Genomic DNA, 16,848 nt, shown 5'->3' with positions numbered 1-16,848 from the left:
GGCGCGGTCAGCAGGCCACGTTGACGCCCCGCGCGCGCAGGAACGGCGCCGGGTCGATCTGGTTCCACATGGCGCCCTGGTGCACCTCGAAGTGCAGGTGCGGGCCGGTGGAGTCGCCGGTGGAGCCCTCGTAGCCGATGACCTGACCGGCCTTGACCTTGTCGCCCACGGCAACGGCGAGCCGGCTCTGGTGGGCGTAGTGGGTCAGGTAGCCGTTGTGGTGGTCGATGAAGACCGAGATGCCGTAACCGTCGCCCACGTCGCCGGCCTTGACCACGGTGCCCGCCGCGGCGGCGTGGATCGGGGTGCCGGCCGGCATGGCGAAGTCGATGCCGGCGTGCTGCGTGCCCCAGCGGGGTCCGTAGCAGGACGTGATGCCGGCGCCCTTCATCGGGATGACCCAGGCCGGCTTCTTCGCCACTGTCGTCTTCTTGGGCTTGGGCTTGGGTTTCGCGGTCGCCGACTTCTTCGGCGCCGGGGTGGTCGCGCTCGGGCTCGGCGACGGGCTGGCCGGGACGGCGGACGGGGTGAGTGGCTCGCGGGCCGAACGGTCGGCGCGGGCCGCGTCCTCGACGCGGGCCTGTACGCCGAGGTCGACGGCGGCGGGCGTCGGTGCGGAGCGGTCGGCGACGGTGACCACGCCGCCGATGCCGAGGCCGAGCAGGGCCACCGCGCCGGTGACCACGTATGCGGTGCGCCGGACGCGGCGCGGGCGTCGGTGCCGGGCGGGAGCGTTGTCCGGGGTGGGGCTGCTGTGCTGCACGGGATCCTTCACCAGTCGAGGGGCACGTGACCACGAAATACTGGTGTCGGCGCAGGTGGCGGCGGGTATCGGGTGGCCGGGGCAAGGGGCGCCGGCCGTCGCCTCGTGCCCGGTTCTCGACCGGACGGGCGGTTCCGTGGCGAAGACGATCACCGATGGCTGTGGTCCCGCTCACACCGGCAGGTGTGACGTGGCAGACTTCGGCCAAACGAAACCGCCCGGATCGTATGATCCGGGCGGTAACGGGGCGTACTGAGCGTCAGGAGGCGGCTACGTCCCCGTAGATCGCTTCGATTTCGAGCTGAATGTCCACTCCGCGCTCCTTGAGGAACGCCACCGGGTCCTGCGGCTGGCCCTTGACATGGATCTCCAGGTGCAGGTGGGAGCCGTAGGAGTGGCCGGTGTTGCCGACCAGGCCGAGCTGGTCGCCGGCCTTCACCTCCTGGCCCTCCTTGACCGACACTGCGGAGGAGTGGCCGTAGATGGCCTCGGTGCCGTCGGAGTGCTTCACGATCACCGCGTAGCCGTAGCCGCCGAACCAGCCGGCCTTGGTGACCGTGCCGGCGTGGACCGCCTTGTAGGGCGTGCCCTCCGGCGCGACCAGGTCGATGCCGGTGTGCAGCTTGCCCCAGCGCACGCCGTAGGGGGACTTGAAGTCGTAGCCGTGCAGTGGCAGGAGCCAGGGGTCCTGCTCGGTGATCTTGCTGTCGGTGCGGTCGGACCGGGACGCGCGGTCGGCGCTGTCGGCACGGGCCGCGGCGTCCTGGCTGGCGACCGAGGCCTGCCGGAGCTCGTCGAGGACCGAGGGGTTGACGCTCTTGGCGTCGGGCAGGGCGTTCGCGCCGATGGCGACGATGCCGGCGCCGACGAATGCGGTGGTGACCACCGCCGCGTAGCGGCTCCGCGGGGGGGTGGGCACGCGGCGGCGGCCGCGATAGCGATCGGGCTCAGACGACAGGCGCTGGCGCACGCACACCCTCCGTTGTCGGGGATCCGATGCGACTCCGGACCGTTCGGTGAAGCTCGGTTGAACCTCCGGTGTCGCGTCGTCACCCGTCCGTGGACCTGATGACAACCGTGGACACGTTAGCCAACCGCCACTCCTGTCACAAGCCGAAGCGCCGAACTGGCGTTTCTTTATGTACGTTTCCATCCTGGCTTGTCATATCTCGTGCCGCCGGTCGGGTGGGGCTCCGACTGTCCATTCGTCGCGGACAGTGACCGATCGGCGGAGGTGTCCGGCTTTCCGCGTACGCGCATGAGCGGTAGGGGCAGTGGCCCGTGCGTGGGACGGTCCGGGCCCCGCTTTCCGCCCTCCGCTCCGCCGGGTTACCGTTCGTTCAGGTCAGTGTCCTGGTGAAAGGTGTGCGCAGATGAGCTCTCGTATCCGGGTCGTCGTCGCGAAGCCCGGCCTGGACGGCCACGACCGGGGCGCGAAGGTCGTCGCGCGTGCCCTGCGTGACGCGGGCATGGAGGTCATCTACACCGGCCTGCACCAGACGCCCGAGCAGATCGTGGAGACGGCCATCCAGGAGGACGCGGACGCGGTCGGCCTGTCGGTGCTCTCCGGCGCGCACATGACGCTGTTCAAGCGTGTCCTCGAACTGCTCGCCGAGCGCGACGCCACCGACATCGTGGTGTTCGGCGGCGGCATCATCCCCGACGCCGATCTGCCGGAACTGGAGCGGCTCGGCGTCGCGAAGATCTTCACCCCCGGCGCCACCACCGGGTCGATCGTCGAATGGGTGCGGGAGAACGTCGCCCAGCCGGTCGGCTGACCCGCCGCATTTCCGGCTCCGGGCACGGGGGAGGGGCCGGACGCACCCCTCACACGCCCGGCCCCTCTATGCACGATGCCCCGCCGCCACCCCTCGACCGACAGGGCATCGGCCGCTCCCGTCGTCGCGCTTGACCAGCGCTCCGACATCACACTCAACGACGCCCCCGACCGGCGGTTACGCCCGGTCCGGCACATCCCCCGGACGGCTGACGCCGCCGGTCGCCGACGCGTGCCGCCCGCCCGTCGCGGCGGCTTCCCGGCGGCGAACCGCCCGGAACCGGTGCCGGCCGGAGACGGCTGTGCATTACCGCACACCCCGCACCCGCTCGGTTGCCGCCGGTTCCCATCTCGTTAGGCTGCGGCAAATGGCCTGTCTCTTCTGATGACAGGCGTCAAACTGATTTTCCAACGCTGGTGGCGGCGCGACGGCGCGCCGCGGAGACGGGACGGGACGCGCAAACGTGGACCTGTACGAGTACCAGGGGCGGGACCTGTTCGAGCGGCACGGCTTGCCCGTGCTCGCCGGCGGCGTCGCCACTACCCCGGAGGAGGCCCGCGCGATCGCCGAACGCCTCGGCGGTCGGGTGGTCGTCAAGGCGCAGGTGAAGGTCGGTGGCCGCGGCAAGGCCGGCGGCGTGAAGCTGGCCGAGGGCGCGGAGGAGACGGTGGCCCGGGCCACCGACATCCTCGGCATGGACATCAAGGGTCACACCGTCCACAAGGTCATGATCACCGTGACCGCGGACGTGGCCGAGGAGTACTACTTCTCTTACCTGCTCGACCGGGCGAACCGCACCTTCCTCTGCATCGCCAGCGTGGCCGGCGGTATGGACATCGAGCAGGTGGCGGCCGAGACCCCGGAGCGGGTCGTCAAGGCCCCGATCGACGCCAACACCGGCGTCGACGAGGCGAAGGCCCGGGAGATCGTCACCGCGGCCGGCTTCCCGGCCGAGATCGCCGACCAGGTCGTCGACGTCGCGGTGAAGCTGTGGCAGGCGTTCGTCGCCGAGGACGCCACGCTCGTCGAGGTGAACCCGCTGGCCACCACCAAGGACGGCAAGCTGCTGCTCCTGGACGCCAAGGTCACCCTGGACGAGAACGCCGCGTTCCGGCACCCGGACCACGAGGCCCTGGTCGACCAGGCGTCGGTGGACCCGCTGGAGCAGGCCGCCAAGGCCAAGGACCTCAACTACGTCAAGCTCGACGGCGAGGTCGGCATCATCGGCAACGGCGCGGGCCTGGTCATGTCCACGCTCGACGTGGTCGCGTACGCGGGCGAGCGGCACGGCGGCGTCAAGCCGGCCAACTTCCTCGACATCGGCGGCGGCGCGAGCGCCGAGGTGATGGCGAACGGCCTGGAGATCGTCCTGTCCGACCCGTCGGTCAAGAGCGTCTTCGTCAACGTCTTCGGCGGCATCACCGCCTGCGACGCGGTCGCCAACGGCATCGTGCAGGCGCTGGCGCTGCTGGAGCAGCGCGGCGAGAAGGCCACCAAGCCGCTCGTCGTCCGCCTCGACGGCAACAACGCCGAGGCCGGTCGGGCGATCCTCGACGGCGCGGCCAACCCGCTGATCCAGCGGGTCGACACCATGGACGGCGCGGCCGAGCGGGCCGCCGAGCTGGCAGCTGCGGGGGTCTGACAATGGCTATCTGGCTGACCAAGGACTCCAAGGTCATCGTGCAGGGGATGACCGGTTCCGAGGGTTCCAAGCACACCCGGCGGATGCTCGCCGCCGGCACCAACGTGGTCGGCGGCGTGAACCCGCGCAAGGCCGGCACCACTGTCGACTTCGACGGCACCGAGCTGCCGGTCTTCGCCTCCGTCGCGGACGCGATGAAGGACACCGGCGCGGACGTCACAGTCATCTTCGTGCCGCCGCAGTTCACCAAGGCCGCTGTGGTCGAGGCGATCGACGCCGGCATCGACCTGGCCGTGGTGATCACCGAGGGCGTGCCGGTGCACGACACCGCAGCGTTCTGGGCGTACAACAAGTCCAAGGGCGAGCGCACCCGGATCATCGGCCCGAACTGCCCGGGCATCGCCTCGCCGGGCGCGTCCAACGCCGGCATCATCCCGGCCGACATCACCGGCTCCGGCCGCATCGGCCTGGTCAGCAAGAGCGGCACGCTGACCTACCAGATGATGTACGAGCTGCGCGACATCGGCTTCTCCACCTGCGTCGGCATCGGCGGTGACCCGATCATCGGCACCACCCACATCGACGCCCTGGCCGCCTTCGAGGCGGACCCGGAGACCGACGCGATCGTCATGATCGGTGAGATCGGCGGCGACGCCGAGGAGCGGGCGGCCGAGTTCATCAAGGCCAACGTCACCAAGCCGGTGGTCGGCTACATCGCCGGCTTCACCGCCCCGCCCGGCAAGACCATGGGTCACGCCGGCGCGATCATCTCGGGCTCGGCGGGCACCGCCGACGCCAAGAAGGCCGCGCTGGAGGCGGTGGGTGTCAAGGTCGGCAAGACCCCGACCGAGACCGCCAACCTGATGCGGGAGCTCATGTCCGGCCGCTGAGCGGCCGTACGACGCGTGCCGAGGGGGTCGACCGGGGAACCGGTCGGCCCCCTCGCGTTCAGCGGTACCAGTACGGGTAGTACGAGTTGCCCCGGGCCCGCACGATGGCGCTGGCGACGATGTTGATCACACCGAACGCGATGGCCAGCCAGCCGAGCAGCTGCGACTTGCCGTTGCGCCGGGCGTCGCGGATCGACAGCGCGCCGAAGACGATGCCCAGGATCCCGCAGCAGAACAGGCCGAAGACGATGCCGAGGACGCCCCAGAGCGTGGTCCGGTCCCGGCCGACGGCCGGTGGCGGCGGGGGTGGCGGATACGGAGCGTGCACGGCTTCCTCCGAGCGGTCGGCACCGCGACGGGAACGGTCGCGTCTGAGGCCGAGGCTAGACCGGATCACCGCCGTGGGACCGGGGTTCGGCGAACTCGCCACGCTGCCGACCGGGTATCGGACTGCCGTCCTCCGCGCGGCGTGCCAGAGTAGACACGATGTCACGCGTCACCCCTGACCAGCCCCGCCGTCCGGCCACCGGTCCCCCCGCCGGCGCCCGGCCGCCCGGCCGTGCCCGCCCGGCCGCCCGGGTGCCCGCGCCGCGCTCGGGCGAGGAGCCGCGCAGCCGGGCGCCACTGCCCGTCGCGGCCGGGGTGGCCGCGCTCTGGGCGGCGCTGACCTCCTGGCTGCCGGTCTCCGTCGTGCTGGGCCTGGCCCAGCTCAGCGAGGACGCCGGCTCGCTCGGCGGGGCGCTGCGCGCCGGCCTGGCCGGCTGGCTGCTCGGGCACGGCGTGCCGTTGCAGACCACCGCCGGGCCGCTGGGCCTGATCCCGCTCGCGCTGAGCGCGCTCGCCGTCTGGCGGCTCACCCGCGCCGGGGTGCACGTCAGCCGGGCCGTCGGCGCGCGGGGAGCCGGCTCGCCCCGCCAGGCGCTCACCGTGGCGGTCGCCGTCGGGATCGGGTACGCGCTGATCGGCGCGCTCGCCGCGTTCGCCGTCGACGCGGGCGGCCTGCGGGTCTCCCCGGTCACCGCCGCGCTCATGTTCGCCGCGTTCGGCGTACCGGCCGCCCTGGTCGGGGCGCTGCGCACCACAGGCGTCTGGGCGCTGCTGACCGCCCGCTGCCCACCGCCGCTGCGCGACGGCCTGCGTACCGGGCTGGTCGCGGCGCTGCTGCTGCTCGGCGCGGGCGCGGGCGCGGCCGGACTGGCGGTGGCCACCGGCGGCGGCGACGCGGCCGACATGATCGGCGCCTACCGGACCGGGGTGGCCGGTCAGGCCGGCATCACCCTGGTCAGCCTCGCGTACGCGCCGAACGCCATCGCCTGGTCGGCCGCCTACCTGCTCGGTCCCGGGTTCGCCGTCGGCACCGACACCGCCGTCCGCACGAGTGAGGTGTCGGTCGGCGCGTTGCCGGCCGTACCGCTGCTGGCCGGCCTGCCGCGCGGGCCGATGGACGGGCTCGGCGCCGCGCTGCTCGCGGTGCCGGTGCTGGCCGCGATGGCGGCCGGCTGGCTGCTGGCCCGGCGGCTGATCCGGGCCGCCGCCGAGGAACGGGCCGCTGTGGGCTGGCCGGCGCTGCTCGGGCCGGCCGCGCTCGCCGGACCGGTCGCCGGCGCGCTGCTGGGGCTGGTCGCGGCGGCGTCCGGCGGGCCGCTCGGCGGCGGCCGGCTGGCCGAGGTCGGTCCGTCACCCTGGCCGGTGGCAGTGGTGGCCACCCTGGTGATCGCGGTGGGCGCGGTACTCGGCGCGGCCGCCACCCGCACCCTGACCCGCCCGGCGCGTCCGACGCCCCCGCCTCGCGCCACCCCGGCTCCGCGCTGACCCGTCCGGCGCCGCGCCGGGGAGAGACGCGCGAGGGGCGCCCGGCGGTCGCCGGACGCCCCTCGTTCGAACGACGGTCAGGCGCCGAAGTTGTTCATGTTGATCGCAGCGCCGGCGATGGCGCTGATGATGCCGACGACCACGCCGACGGCGCCGCAGATCAGGGCGGCCCGCGCCTGGCCGGCGTTGTTGGCCTCGCCCGCCTGGACCTTCTTCTGGCCGAGCACGCCGAGGACGACCGCCACGATGCCGGCCGGGACACCCAGCAGCGGGCAGCACAGGCCCAGCACGATCGAGGCGATGCCGACGATCATGCCGGCGAGGCCCATGGTGTTGCTCTGGCCCTGACCCGGAGCCGGGCCGGTCGGGTAACCGGCGGCCGGGTACTGCGGCGCCGCGCCGTACGGCTGCTGCTGCTGGGCGTACGGGTCCTGGCCGTAGGCGGGCTGACCCGAGGTGGGCTGGCCGTACGGCTGGCCCGAGGTCGGCTGCTGGCCGTACTGCGGCTGCTGGCCGTACTGCGGGGCCTGCGGCGGCTGGGCGTACGGGTCGTTCGGCTGAGCGGTCGGGTCCTGGTTCGGCTGCTGGCCGTACGGGTCCTGTCCGGGGTAACCGGGCTGCATGTCTGGGTGCTCCTCAGTTCGGTTCGGTTGTGCGTCAGTTGGTGCCGCTGCTGCCGGCGAGGCCAGCCAGGCCGCCGAAGAGGCAACACATCACCACGATGATGCCGAGCCAGACCAGGCCGGCGATGAGGGCCCACTTGGACCACTTCTTGGACTCGGCGGCGGCGGCCTGGGCGCCGGCGTAGTCACCCTGCTGGATCAGCGGGTTGACCTTCGACGCGTTGATGATGGCCGGGATCGCGAGCGGCCAGAACAGGAAGATCGCGACGATGGACATCGTCATGTTGTTGTCGATCTGCTGCGGCTGCTGCGGGGGGTATCCGGGCTGCATGCGAGTACTCCTCGGTCCGGCGGCACGCGGGTGCCGGTTTTCTTCGTGGGGGTGCGGGCCGGGGGAGAGACCGGACACCGGGCGACCGGCAGCGTACCGCGAGCACGCCATCCCCGAGGTGACGCGACCGGCCCGCCGCCCCGTGGCCAGAGCGCCTGACCTGCCCGATAGGGTTGCCGCGTGACCGAGCCCGCGTCCGTCGCCCGCCTCGTCGTCCTCGTCTCCGGTTCCGGCAGCAACCTCCAGGCGCTGCTGGACGCCACCGCCGACCCCGGCTACGGCGCCCGGGTCGTCGCCGTCGGCGCCGACCGGGACGGGATCGCCGGCCTGGACCGGGCCGCCGCCGCCGGCGTGCCGTCCTTCGTCGAGCGACTCAAGGACCACCCCACCCGCGCCGACTGGGACAAGGCGCTCACGGCGCGGGTCGCGGAGCACCGGCCCGACCTGGTCATCAGCGCCGGGTTCCTCAAGCTGGTCGGGCCGGAGTTCCTGGCCGCGTTCGGCGACCGCTACCTCAACACGCACAACACGCTGCTGCCGGCGTTCCCCGGCATCCACGGCCCCCGTGACGCGCTGGCGTACGGCGTGAAGGTCACCGGGGCCACGCTGTTCTTCGTCGACGCCGGGATGGACACCGGGCCGATCGTGGCCCAGGTCGCCGTGCCGGTGCTCGACGGCGACGACGAGGACACGCTCACCGAGCGCATCAAGTCCGCCGAGCGGCGCCAGCTCGTCGAGCAGGTCGGCCGGCTGGTCCGTGAAGGTTGGACGATCACCGGAAGAAAGGTCACCATCCCGTGAACGCCACTGAGGACGCCGGCCGCCGCCCGATCCGGCGCGCGCTGGTCAGCGTCTACGACAAGACCGGCCTGGCCGAGCTGGCCCGCGCCCTGCACGAGGCCGGCGTGGAGATCGTGTCGACCGGGAGCACCGCGTCGACGATCTCCGGCGCCGGGGTGCCGGTCACGCCGGTCGAGCAGGTCACCGGCTTCCCGGAGATCCTCGACGGGCGGGTCAAGACGCTGCACCCGAAGATCCACGGTGGTCTCCTCGCGGACCTGCGCAAGGACGCGCACGCCGCTCAGCTCGACGAGCACGGCATCGGCGGCATCGACCTGCTGGTCTCCAACCTCTACCCGTTCCAGGCCACTGTCGCCTCCGGCGCCGACACCGACGAGTGCGTGGAGCAGATCGACATCGGCGGTCCGGCGATGGTGCGGGCCGCGGCGAAGAACCACGCCTCGGTGGCGGTGGTGACCGACCCGGCCGCGTACCCGGCGGTGCGGGCCGCGCTGGCCGACGGCGGTTTCACCGTTGCCCAGCGCCGGGCGCTCGCCGCCCGGGCCTTCGGCGACATCGCCGACTACGACGTGGCGGTGGCCGACTGGTTCGCCACCACTGTGGCGCCGGCCGAGGACGGCTGGCCGCAGTTCGCCGGCCTGGCGCTGCGCCGCCAGGCCGTGCTGCGGTACGGCGAGAACCCGCACCAGGCCGCCGCGCTCTACACCGACCCGGGCGCGCCGGCCGGGCTGGCCCAGGCCGAGCAGCTGCACGGCAAGGAGATGTCCTACAACAACTACGTCGACGCGGACGCCGCCTGGCGGGCCGCCAACGACTTCCCGGACCAGCCGGCGGTGGCGGTCATCAAGCACGCCAACCCGTGCGGCATCGCTGTGGGCGCGGACGTGGCCGAGGCGCACCGCAAGGCGCACGCCTGCGACCCGGTCTCCGCGTTCGGCGGCGTGATCGCGGTGAACCGGCCGGTGAGCGTGGAGCTGGCCGGTCAGGTCGCGGAGATCTTCACCGAGGTACTGGTGGCGCCGGGCTTCGACGAGGGCGCGCTGGAGGTGCTGCGGGCCAAGAAGAACATCCGGCTGCTGCGGGCGCCCGCCTTCGCCACCCGGCCGGCGGAGTGGCGGCAGGTCAGCGGCGGCGTGCTGGTGCAGATGCGGGACGCCGTCGACGCGCCCGGCGACGACCCGTCCGGCTGGACGCTCGCCACCGGCGACCCGGCCGACGAGGCAACGCTGCGCGATCTCGCGTTCGCCTGGCGGGCGGTCCGCGCGGTCAAGAGCAACGCCATCCTGCTGGCCCGCGACGGCGCCACCGTCGGCGTCGGCATGGGTCAGGTCAACCGGGTGGACTCGGCGCGGCTGGCCGTCAGCCGGGCCGGTGACGAGCGGGCCCGCGGCTCGGTCTGCGCCTCGGACGCGTTCTTCCCGTTCGCCGACGGCCCGCAGATCCTCATCGACGCCGGGGTGCGGGCGATCGTCCAGCCGGGCGGTTCGATCCGGGACGAGGAGACCATCGCGGCCTGCAAGGCGGCCGGCGTCACCATGTACCTCACCGGGACCCGGCACTTCTTCCACTGACGAGTCCGGCCCGACCCGTCCGGGTGCGCCTGTCGTCCACACGGCGGACGCACCCGGACGTCGCGCCGTTGCCCGCCGCCGGAACCGGTTGCTAGCGTGTGCGCGGCGACGATCGACCGTCTCCGCCGCCCGTGAGACCGGCAGGTGTGCCATGCGCGTTCGCGACCGGTTGACCGCCGTCGTCGTCACGCTGGCGTTCGTCCTGGCCGGGCTGGGATCGGCCGCCGCACCCGCCGTCACCGCACCGGCCGCCGCGATCGTCGAAGCGCTCGGCGCATCCGCCGCCTCGGCGAGCGGAACGAGCCCGGCCGCGCTGCGTGCCGCGTACCCCGAACGGTCCTGGTCGGAGCTTGCCGCCGGCCCCTGGCACGACCACGGCGGCGGCCTCGGTTACGCCGACGGACCGGACGACCTGGCCCCGGCCGCGCTCCCGCGCGTGGCCGGTCCGGCCGTCCCGGAGCCCGTCGTGCCCGCGCCCCGGCCGCCGGTCGTGCCGCTGCCGCCGCGCGGCCCGCTCGCCGCGCGCGCCCCGCCGGCCGCCTGAGCCGCGCCGGACCCGGGACCCGCACGCCGGGACACCTCACCCGAGCCGCACCGAACCGCCGCGTCGACCCGGCGGTTCCGTCGCGGGACACCGATCACGTACGGCGGCGCGCCTCAACGCCGCCGGGATCGCCCGGGTCCATGCCCACCCGCCGCAGCGGAGGCCCCGCCCCCTCTTCCTCCGGGGGACGGGGCCTTCGTCGCGCTCACACGTCGGCGCGGACCTCGGCGAAGTGGCAGGCGCTGGGGTGCGGGTCGGCGGCCCGGAGCACGGTCTGCGGGTCCTGGACCGCGCAGACCTCCTCGGCCTTCCAGCAGCGGGTCCGGAAGTGGCAGCCGGACGGCGGCTCGGCCGGGCTGGGCACGTCGCCGCTCAGCCGGATGATGGTCTGCCGGTCGCGGGCCTCCGGGTCGGGCACCGGCACCGCCGACAGCAGTGCCTGGGTGTACGGATGGGTGGCCCGCTCGTAGATCTGCTCCTCGGTGCCGATCTCGACGATCCGGCCCAGGTACATCACCGCGACCCGGTCGGAGATGTGCCGCACCACCGACAGGTCGTGGGCGATGAAGACATAGGACAGCCCGAACTCGTCCTGGAGCTGCTCCAACAGGTTGATCACCTGGGCCTGGATGGAGACGTCCAGGGCCGACACCGGCTCGTCGCAGACGATGATCTCGGGGCGCAGCGCGAGCGCCCGGGCGATGCCGATGCGCTGCCGCTGACCGCCGGAGAACTGGTGCGGGTAGCGGTTGACGTGTTCCGGGTTGAGCCCGACCACGTCCAGCAGCTCCTGCACCCGCTGCCGCCGGCTGCGCTTCGGCGCGACCTCCGGGTGGATCTCGAACGGCTCGCCGATGATGTCGCCGACTGTCATCCGCGGGTTCAGCGAGGTGTACGGGTCCTGCATCACCATCTGCATGTTGCGGCGCAGCCGGCGCAGCTCGGCGCCCTTGGCGCGGAACAGGTCCCGTCCCTCCAGCGTGGCCCGCCCGGCGGTCGGGGTCTCCAGCCGCATGAGCAGCCGGGCCAGCGTGGACTTGCCACAGCCGGACTCGCCGACCACGCCGAGCGTCTCGCCGCGCCGCAGTTCGAACGAGACGCCGTCGACCGCCTTGACCTGGCCGATGGTCTTCTTGAACAGCACGCCCTGGCTGATCGGGAAGTGTTTGACCAGGTCGTCGACGGCGAGGATGGTCTCGCCGCGCACCTTGGCGGGCTCAGCCGGCGCTGTCATCGTGCACCTCCTGCGCGAAGTGGCACGCGCTGGTCCGGCCGTCGCCGAGCACCAGGTCGTGCGGCACCTCGTCCACACAGACCTGCTGGACGTACGGGCACCGGGGGTGGAACGGGCAGCCGGACGGGATCGCCATCAGGTTCGGCGGCAGCCCGCGGATGCTCGACAACGCCTGGCCGCGCACGTCCAGGCGCGGGATCGACTCCAGCAACCCCTTCGTGTACGGGTGGGCGGGCGCCCGGTACAGCGCGTGCACGTCGGCGTGCTCGACGATGCGGCCCGCGTACATGACAGCGATCCGGTCGGCCACGCCGGCGACCACACCCAGGTCGTGGGTGATCAGGATGAGCGCCGTGCCGAGGTCGCGGCGCAGGTCGGCCAGGAGGTCCATGATCTGCGCCTGCACGGTGACGTCCAGCGCCGTGGTCGGTTCGTCGGCGATAAGCACCTTCGGGTCGAGCGCCAGCGCCATGGCGATCATGACCCGCTGGCGCATGCCGCCGGAGAACTGGTGCGGGTAGTCGCCGAGCCGCTTCGCCGCCGCCGGGATCCGGACCAGGTCCATCAGCTCGACAGTGCGCTTACGCGCGTCGGCCCGGGACATCCCGGCCCGCTCACGCAGCGACTCGCCGATCTGCCAGCCGACCGGGAAGACCGGGTTCAGCGCCGACAGCGCGTCCTGGAAGATCATCGCGATCTCGGTGCCGCGCACCTGCCGGCGTTCCTCCTCCGGGCGGGTGAGCAGGTCCCGCCCCTGGTAGAGGATCTGCCCGCCGCGCACGTACGCGGGCGGAGTGTCCAGGATGCCCATGATCGCCTGCGCGGTGACGGACTTGCCGGAGCCGGACTCGCCGAGCACGGCGAGCGTCTCACCGGCGTCCAGGTGGTACGTCACCCCGTTGATCACCCGGGCCACGCCCTCGCGGGTGCGGAACTCCACGTGCAGGTCCCGTACCTCCAGCAGGTGCCCGCCCGGCGGGGTGGGAGAGGCCGGCGTGGGCCGGACCGCGTTCTGCGTCATGAGAGAGTCACCGCAGCTTCGGGTCGAAGGCGTCGCGGATCGCGTCGCCGAGCATGATGAAGGCGAGGACGGTCAGGGCGAGGAACGTCGACGGCACGATCAGCGGCGTCGCCGACTCCCGCATGTGCACCCGGCCGGCGTCGATGTCGATGCCCCAGGAGATGGTCGGCGCCTTCAGGCCGATGCCGAGGAAGCTCAGCGTCGCCTCGGCCGCGATGAACGAGCCGAGCGCGATGGTGAGCACCACGATGGCCGGGGCGAGCGCGTTCGGCAGGATGTGCCGCCACATGATCCGGCCGTTGCCGGCCCCGAGCATCCGGGCGGCTGCCACGTAGTCCTGCTCCCGGGCGGTGATCACCGAGGAGCGGACCACCCGGGCCGCCGTGGTCCACCCGAGCAGCGCCAGCACGAAGATCACCGCGAACAGCCGTACCGTGTCGCCGCTGGTGCTGACCCGCTTGAGCAGGACGATCGCGGCCAGCAGCAGGGGAATGCCGAGCACGATGTCGATCACCCGGGAGAGCACCGCGTCGACCCAGCCGCCGAAGTAGCCGGCGAGCATCCCGACGACGAGCGCGATCACGCCGGTGATCAGCGCGGAGAGCGCGCCCACGAGCAGCGAGGCGCGGGCGCCGTAGACCGCGCGGGCGAACGTGTCGCAGCCCTGGAAGTCGTACCCGAAGATGGCCCCGCCGGACGGCCCGGCGTGCTGGCGGGATAGCACGCAGTCGCGTGGGTCGTTCGCGGCGAACAGCCCGGGGGCCACCGCCATCGCGGCGACCAGCACCACCAGCAGCAGGCTGATCCAGAAGACCGGGTTGCGGCGCAGGTCCCGCCAGGCGTCCCCGGCCAGACTGCGGGCCCGGTCCGGCCGCCCGGCCCGGCCCGGCGTGCCCGGTTCGCCGGAGACGCCGCGCCGCGCCGCCTGGTTCTCCGTCGCCGCCACCGTCTCGAAGTCACTCACGGCCGCACCTCGCTGCGCTCACTCATAGCGGATCCTCGGGTCGAGGACGGCGTAGAGCACGTCCACCACCAGGTTGGAGAGCAGGTAGACCACGACGAGCACGCTGACGATGCCGACCACGAGCGGGCCGTCCTCGGTGCGGATGCCGCGGAACAGGTTGAAGCCGACGCCGGGAACGTTGAAGACGCCCTCGGTGATGATCGCGCCGCCCATCAGGTTGCCCAGCTCGACGCCGAGGAAGGTGATCACCGGGATGAGCGAGTTGCGCAGCACGTGCACGCCGACGATCCGGCGTCGCCGCAGGCCCTTCGAGCGGGCGGTGCGGACGTAGTCGGCGCGCAGGTTCTCGGTCACCGACGTCCGGGTCAGCCGCAGCGCGGTGGCCAGGGACAGCGAGCCGAGCACGATGCCGGGTAGCAGCAGCGCGTAGAAGGACGGCTGGGCGCCGGCGGTGGGCGGGAAGATCGGCCACCGTACGCCGAGGAAGTACTGCGCCAGCGGCGCGAGCACGATGGTGGGTATGCCGAGCACCAGCAGCGTGACCACGAGCGTGGCGTGGTCGAACACGCCGGAGCGGCGGATGGCCGCGATCACGCCGGCGGTGACCCCGAAGATCACGGTGACCGCCATCGCGATCACTGCCAGCTTGAGGGTGACCGGCCAGGCGGCGGCGAGGATGTCGCTGATCTGCCGCCCGGTCAGCGACTGCCCGAGGTCGCCCCGGACCAGGCCGCCGAGGTAGTCGAAGTAGCGGTAGAAGAAGCCGCCGACACCCGTCGCGTCCAGGTGGTACTTCTCGGTCAGGTAGGCCCGCTGCGCGGCGGTCACCGGCCGCTCCCCGGCGAGGGCCTGGATCGGGTCGCCCTGCCCGGCGAACATCAGCGCGTAGACGATCAGAGTGGTCCCGAAGAAGGCGAGGACCATCTGGAGCAGTCGCCGCAGGATGAACCGGAGCATGCTGGCAAGTCTGCCGAAAACGGGTGAAATGCGTGCCAATGCCAGGGCCGGGCCACCCGGTGGGGGTGGCCCGGCCCGTCAGCAGGGTGTCAGGCGAGTTCGATCTTCAGCAGGTCCACCCGGTCGAAGAGGTCCACGTGGACGTTCTTGACCTTGGTCGAGTGGCCGAAGTTGTTCTGCCCGTACCGCAGCGGGATCACCGGCATGTCCTGCGCGAGCAGGTCCTCCGCCGCCTGGTACTTCTTGATCGCCTCGTCCTCGGTCGCCGCCCGGGCGCCCTCGGCGAGCAGCTTGTCGAACTCCGGGTTGCTGTAGCCGTAGTAGTTCGACGAGCCGGTGCTGCTGTACAGCGGGCCGAGGTAGTTCTCCATGGACGGGTAGTCCATGACCCAGCCCATCCGGAACAGGCCGACCGGCTGCTTCTGCTTGAGCTTGGTCAGCAGGTCCGCGAACTTCGGCTCGGCGGTGCCGACACAGTCCACGCCCAGGTTGGCCTTGAGCTGGTTGCAGGTGGCGTCGATCCAGTCCTTGTGACCGCCGTCGCCGTTGTAGGACAGCTCGATCTTCTTCGGGCCGCCCGCGGCCTCGTACTCGGCCTTGGCCTTGACCGGGTCGAACGCGCCGGCGGTGCCGATGGTGTTCTCCCGGTAGCCGGCGACCACCGGCGAGACGAACGAGCGGGCCGGCTGCTGCGAGTCCTTGAAGATCGACTTGGTGATCTCGTCCCGGTCGATCGCCATCGAGATGGCCTTGCGCACCTCGGGCTTGCTGAACTCCTCCTGGAACGTCGGGAAGGCCAGCACCTGCAGCGACGAGGCGGGGCTCTGCTGGTAGCGGTCACCCAGGTCCGTCGCGGCGGTGGACAGGTTCTCGGTCGGGATCGTCTTGATCACGTCGAGGTTGTCCGACAGCACGTCGGCGTACGCGGCGGTCGGCTGCTGGTAGATGCGGAACTCGACGCCGCCGACCTTGGGCTGCTGGCCCGGGAAGGCGTCGTAGCGCTCCACCTCGACCTTGGCGTCGTGCTGCCAGCTGCCCTTCATCTTGAACGGGCCCTGACCGATCGGGGCCTGCTCGTAGCCCTCGGCCAGCACGCCCGGCGCGGAGAAGGCCGCCTCGGGCAGCGGGTAGAAGGCGGTGTAGCCGAGCATGGACTTGAAGTCCACGTACGGCTCGCTGAGGGTCACGGTGAAGGTCAGGTCGTCGACCTTCTGCAGGCCGCTGAGCGTCTTCGCCTTCGGCGTCTCGCCCTGGAGGTCGTCGTAGCCGGCCACCTTCTCGAAGAAGTAGCTGGAGTTCTGGCCGTTCGGGGCGTACGCGCCGTAGTTCCAGGCGTCAATGTAGTTGTCGGCGGTGACCTTCTCGCCGTTGTGGAACGTGTAGCCGGGCTTCAGCTTGATCGTCCAGACCTTGTTGTCCGACGTCGTCACCGAGTCCGCCGCCACCTCGTGCGGCTTGTTCGCCTCGTCGTAGTCGACGAGCGGGCTGAACAGGGCCGACAGGACCTGGGAGCCGCTCGTCTCGTTGGTGTTTGTGGGCACCAGGTGCTGCGGCTCGGCGATCTCGATCCGCACGGCCGCGTCGGGGTTGCTGGCACCGCCGCTGCCGCCGCCCGAGCCGCAGGCCGTCAGGCCCAGCGTCACCGCGAGCGGGAGCGCGGCCCAGGCCGCGAGCCTACGAACACGCATGTGGTCTCCTCATCTCCTCACGCTGCGCGGTCGTCCCGACATTGGGTGACTCTGCGCAACGAGCGGTAACGGTAGGTCGCGATCCGGCCCATCGACAACTGGCCCGTGGTGGATCGATGACGGATCGTGTTCGCCCCGCCTTGTCGCTGCCGCTCGAGCGTGCTAAACCCCGCTCCTTCCTGGCCTTTCCTTGACCGTTGGTGTTCCGTCCGAGTGCGCCCGGGAGGTT

Annotated in this window: 17 protein-coding genes; 7 read left to right on the top strand and 10 right to left on the bottom strand. The window is 72.1% G+C overall.

Features of this window, described 5'->3' with window-relative positions; translation table 11 throughout:
- Nucleotides 1–7 precede the first annotated feature (7 nt).
- Both MicB006_RS21885 and MicB006_RS21880 read right to left on the bottom strand, forming a co-directional pair.
- Nucleotides 8–763: a M23 family metallopeptidase gene (locus MicB006_RS21885; RefSeq protein ID WP_192900118.1), complete on the bottom strand. Its 756-nt coding sequence runs from the start codon at nt 761–763 to the stop codon at nt 8–10.
- Between the two features lie 259 nt (nt 764–1,022).
- Complete coding sequence (locus tag MicB006_RS21880; RefSeq protein WP_030501513.1) at nt 1,023–1,733, bottom strand: M23 family metallopeptidase; 711 nt, start codon at nt 1,731–1,733, stop codon at nt 1,023–1,025.
- Between the two features lie 403 nt (nt 1,734–2,136).
- Between MicB006_RS21880 and MicB006_RS21875 the strand changes: the two genes are divergently transcribed.
- The 3 genes from MicB006_RS21875 (at nt 2,137) to sucD (ending at nt 5,073) form a co-directional block, all read left to right on the top strand.
- A complete protein-coding gene (locus MicB006_RS21875; protein ID WP_073828860.1) occupies nt 2,137–2,541 on the top strand; it encodes a cobalamin B12-binding domain-containing protein in 405 nt (134 codons plus the stop codon).
- Between the two features lie 463 nt (nt 2,542–3,004).
- Nucleotides 3,005–4,183: an ADP-forming succinate--CoA ligase subunit beta gene (gene sucC, locus MicB006_RS21870; protein ID WP_073828859.1), complete on the top strand. Its 1,179-nt coding sequence runs from the start codon at nt 3,005–3,007 to the stop codon at nt 4,181–4,183.
- 2 nt (nt 4,184–4,185) lie between these two features.
- A complete protein-coding gene (gene sucD, locus MicB006_RS21865) occupies nt 4,186–5,073 on the top strand; it encodes a succinate--CoA ligase subunit alpha (protein ID WP_073828858.1) in 888 nt (295 codons plus the stop codon).
- 58 nt (nt 5,074–5,131) lie between these two features.
- Here sucD and MicB006_RS21860 read toward each other — a convergent pair whose 3' ends face one another.
- Nucleotides 5,132–5,401, bottom strand: a complete 270-nt coding sequence (locus MicB006_RS21860) for a hypothetical protein (RefSeq protein ID WP_043328358.1) — start codon at nt 5,399–5,401, stop codon at nt 5,132–5,134.
- A gap of 158 nt (nt 5,402–5,559) precedes the next feature.
- Between MicB006_RS21860 and MicB006_RS21855 the strand changes: the two genes are divergently transcribed.
- Nucleotides 5,560–6,885 carry a DUF6350 family protein gene (locus MicB006_RS21855; RefSeq protein ID WP_116508587.1) on the top strand — a complete coding sequence of 442 codons (1,326 nt, stop codon included), beginning with the start codon at nt 5,560–5,562 and terminating at the stop codon, nt 6,883–6,885.
- A gap of 77 nt (nt 6,886–6,962) precedes the next feature.
- Here the strand turns inward: MicB006_RS21855 and MicB006_RS21850 are convergent, their stop codons facing one another.
- Nucleotides 6,963–7,508, bottom strand: a complete 546-nt coding sequence (locus MicB006_RS21850) for a DUF4190 domain-containing protein (protein ID WP_073828856.1) — start codon at nt 7,506–7,508, stop codon at nt 6,963–6,965.
- Nucleotides 7,509–7,542: 34 nt separating this feature from the next.
- Complete coding sequence (locus MicB006_RS21845) at nt 7,543–7,839, bottom strand: CD225/dispanin family protein (protein ID WP_073828855.1); 297 nt, start codon at nt 7,837–7,839, stop codon at nt 7,543–7,545.
- Between the two features lie 180 nt (nt 7,840–8,019).
- Between MicB006_RS21845 and purN the strand changes: the two genes are divergently transcribed.
- The 3 genes from purN (at nt 8,020) to MicB006_RS21830 (ending at nt 10,755) form a co-directional block, all read left to right on the top strand.
- Nucleotides 8,020–8,640 (top strand): phosphoribosylglycinamide formyltransferase, encoded by a 621-nt coding sequence (gene purN / locus MicB006_RS21840; protein WP_073828854.1) that lies wholly within the window; start codon nt 8,020–8,022, stop codon nt 8,638–8,640.
- Nucleotides 8,637–10,211, top strand: a complete 1,575-nt coding sequence (gene purH / locus MicB006_RS21835) for a bifunctional phosphoribosylaminoimidazolecarboxamide formyltransferase/IMP cyclohydrolase (RefSeq protein WP_116508585.1) — start codon at nt 8,637–8,639, stop codon at nt 10,209–10,211. The genes purN and purH overlap by 4 nt, the downstream gene beginning before the upstream one ends.
- A 151-nt stretch (nt 10,212–10,362) precedes the next feature.
- On the top strand, nt 10,363–10,755 hold the full coding sequence (locus tag MicB006_RS21830; RefSeq protein WP_116508583.1) for a hypothetical protein: 393 nt from the start codon (nt 10,363–10,365) through the stop codon (nt 10,753–10,755).
- A 205-nt stretch (nt 10,756–10,960) separates the two neighbouring features.
- Here MicB006_RS21830 and MicB006_RS21825 read toward each other — a convergent pair whose 3' ends face one another.
- From MicB006_RS21825 to MicB006_RS21805, 5 genes are all read right to left on the bottom strand, one after another.
- Nucleotides 10,961–11,989, bottom strand: a complete 1,029-nt coding sequence (locus MicB006_RS21825) for an ABC transporter ATP-binding protein (RefSeq protein WP_116508581.1) — start codon at nt 11,987–11,989, stop codon at nt 10,961–10,963.
- Entirely contained in the window at nt 11,973–13,010 is a 1,038-nt protein-coding gene (locus MicB006_RS21820; protein ID WP_116508579.1) for an ABC transporter ATP-binding protein, read from the bottom strand. The genes MicB006_RS21825 and MicB006_RS21820 overlap by 17 nt, the downstream gene beginning before the upstream one ends.
- A 7-nt stretch (nt 13,011–13,017) precedes the next feature.
- Nucleotides 13,018–13,974, bottom strand: a complete 957-nt coding sequence (locus MicB006_RS21815; protein ID WP_073828849.1) for an ABC transporter permease — start codon at nt 13,972–13,974, stop codon at nt 13,018–13,020.
- 18 nt (nt 13,975–13,992) lie between these two features.
- Nucleotides 13,993–14,931 (bottom strand): ABC transporter permease, encoded by a 939-nt coding sequence (locus tag MicB006_RS21810; protein WP_073828848.1) that lies wholly within the window; start codon nt 14,929–14,931, stop codon nt 13,993–13,995.
- Nucleotides 14,932–15,020: 89 nt separating this feature from the next.
- Entirely contained in the window at nt 15,021–16,619 is a 1,599-nt protein-coding gene (locus MicB006_RS21805; RefSeq protein WP_116508577.1) for an ABC transporter substrate-binding protein, read from the bottom strand.
- Nucleotides 16,620–16,848: the final 229 nt, after the last annotated feature.

The organism is Micromonospora sp. B006 (genome assembly GCF_003408515.1).
GTDB classification, from domain to species: domain Bacteria; phylum Actinomycetota; class Actinomycetes; order Mycobacteriales; family Micromonosporaceae; genus Micromonospora; species Micromonospora echinospora_A.
The sequence above is the reverse complement of the archived record's forward strand: the minus strand, read 5'-3'. Positions and strand labels throughout refer to the sequence as shown.

Bases quoted from the DNA above. Each gene is read 5' to 3' on its own strand.
- MicB006_RS21830 (WP_116508583.1), top strand. From the start codon at position 10,363: ATGCGCGTTCGCGACCGGTTGACCGCCGTCGTCGTCACGCTGGCGTTC.
- MicB006_RS21850 (WP_073828856.1), bottom strand. From the start codon at position 7,508: ATGCAGCCCGGTTACCCCGGACAGGACCCGTACGGCCAGCAGCCGAAC.
- MicB006_RS21805 (WP_116508577.1), bottom strand. From the start codon at position 16,619: ATGCGTGTTCGTAGGCTCGCGGCCTGGGCCGCGCTCCCGCTCGCGGTG.
- MicB006_RS21845 (WP_073828855.1), bottom strand. From the start codon at position 7,839: ATGCAGCCCGGATACCCCCCGCAGCAGCCGCAGCAGATCGACAACAAC.
- MicB006_RS21825 (WP_116508581.1), bottom strand. From the start codon at position 11,989: ATGACAGCGCCGGCTGAGCCCGCCAAGGTGCGCGGCGAGACCATCCTC.
- MicB006_RS21855 (WP_116508587.1), top strand. From the start codon at position 5,560: ATGTCACGCGTCACCCCTGACCAGCCCCGCCGTCCGGCCACCGGTCCC.
- MicB006_RS21875 (WP_073828860.1), top strand. From the start codon at position 2,137: ATGAGCTCTCGTATCCGGGTCGTCGTCGCGAAGCCCGGCCTGGACGGC.
- sucD (WP_073828858.1), top strand. From the start codon at position 4,186: ATGGCTATCTGGCTGACCAAGGACTCCAAGGTCATCGTGCAGGGGATG.
- MicB006_RS21820 (WP_116508579.1), bottom strand. From the start codon at position 13,010: ATGACGCAGAACGCGGTCCGGCCCACGCCGGCCTCTCCCACCCCGCCG.
- MicB006_RS21810 (WP_073828848.1), bottom strand. From the start codon at position 14,931: ATGCTCCGGTTCATCCTGCGGCGACTGCTCCAGATGGTCCTCGCCTTC.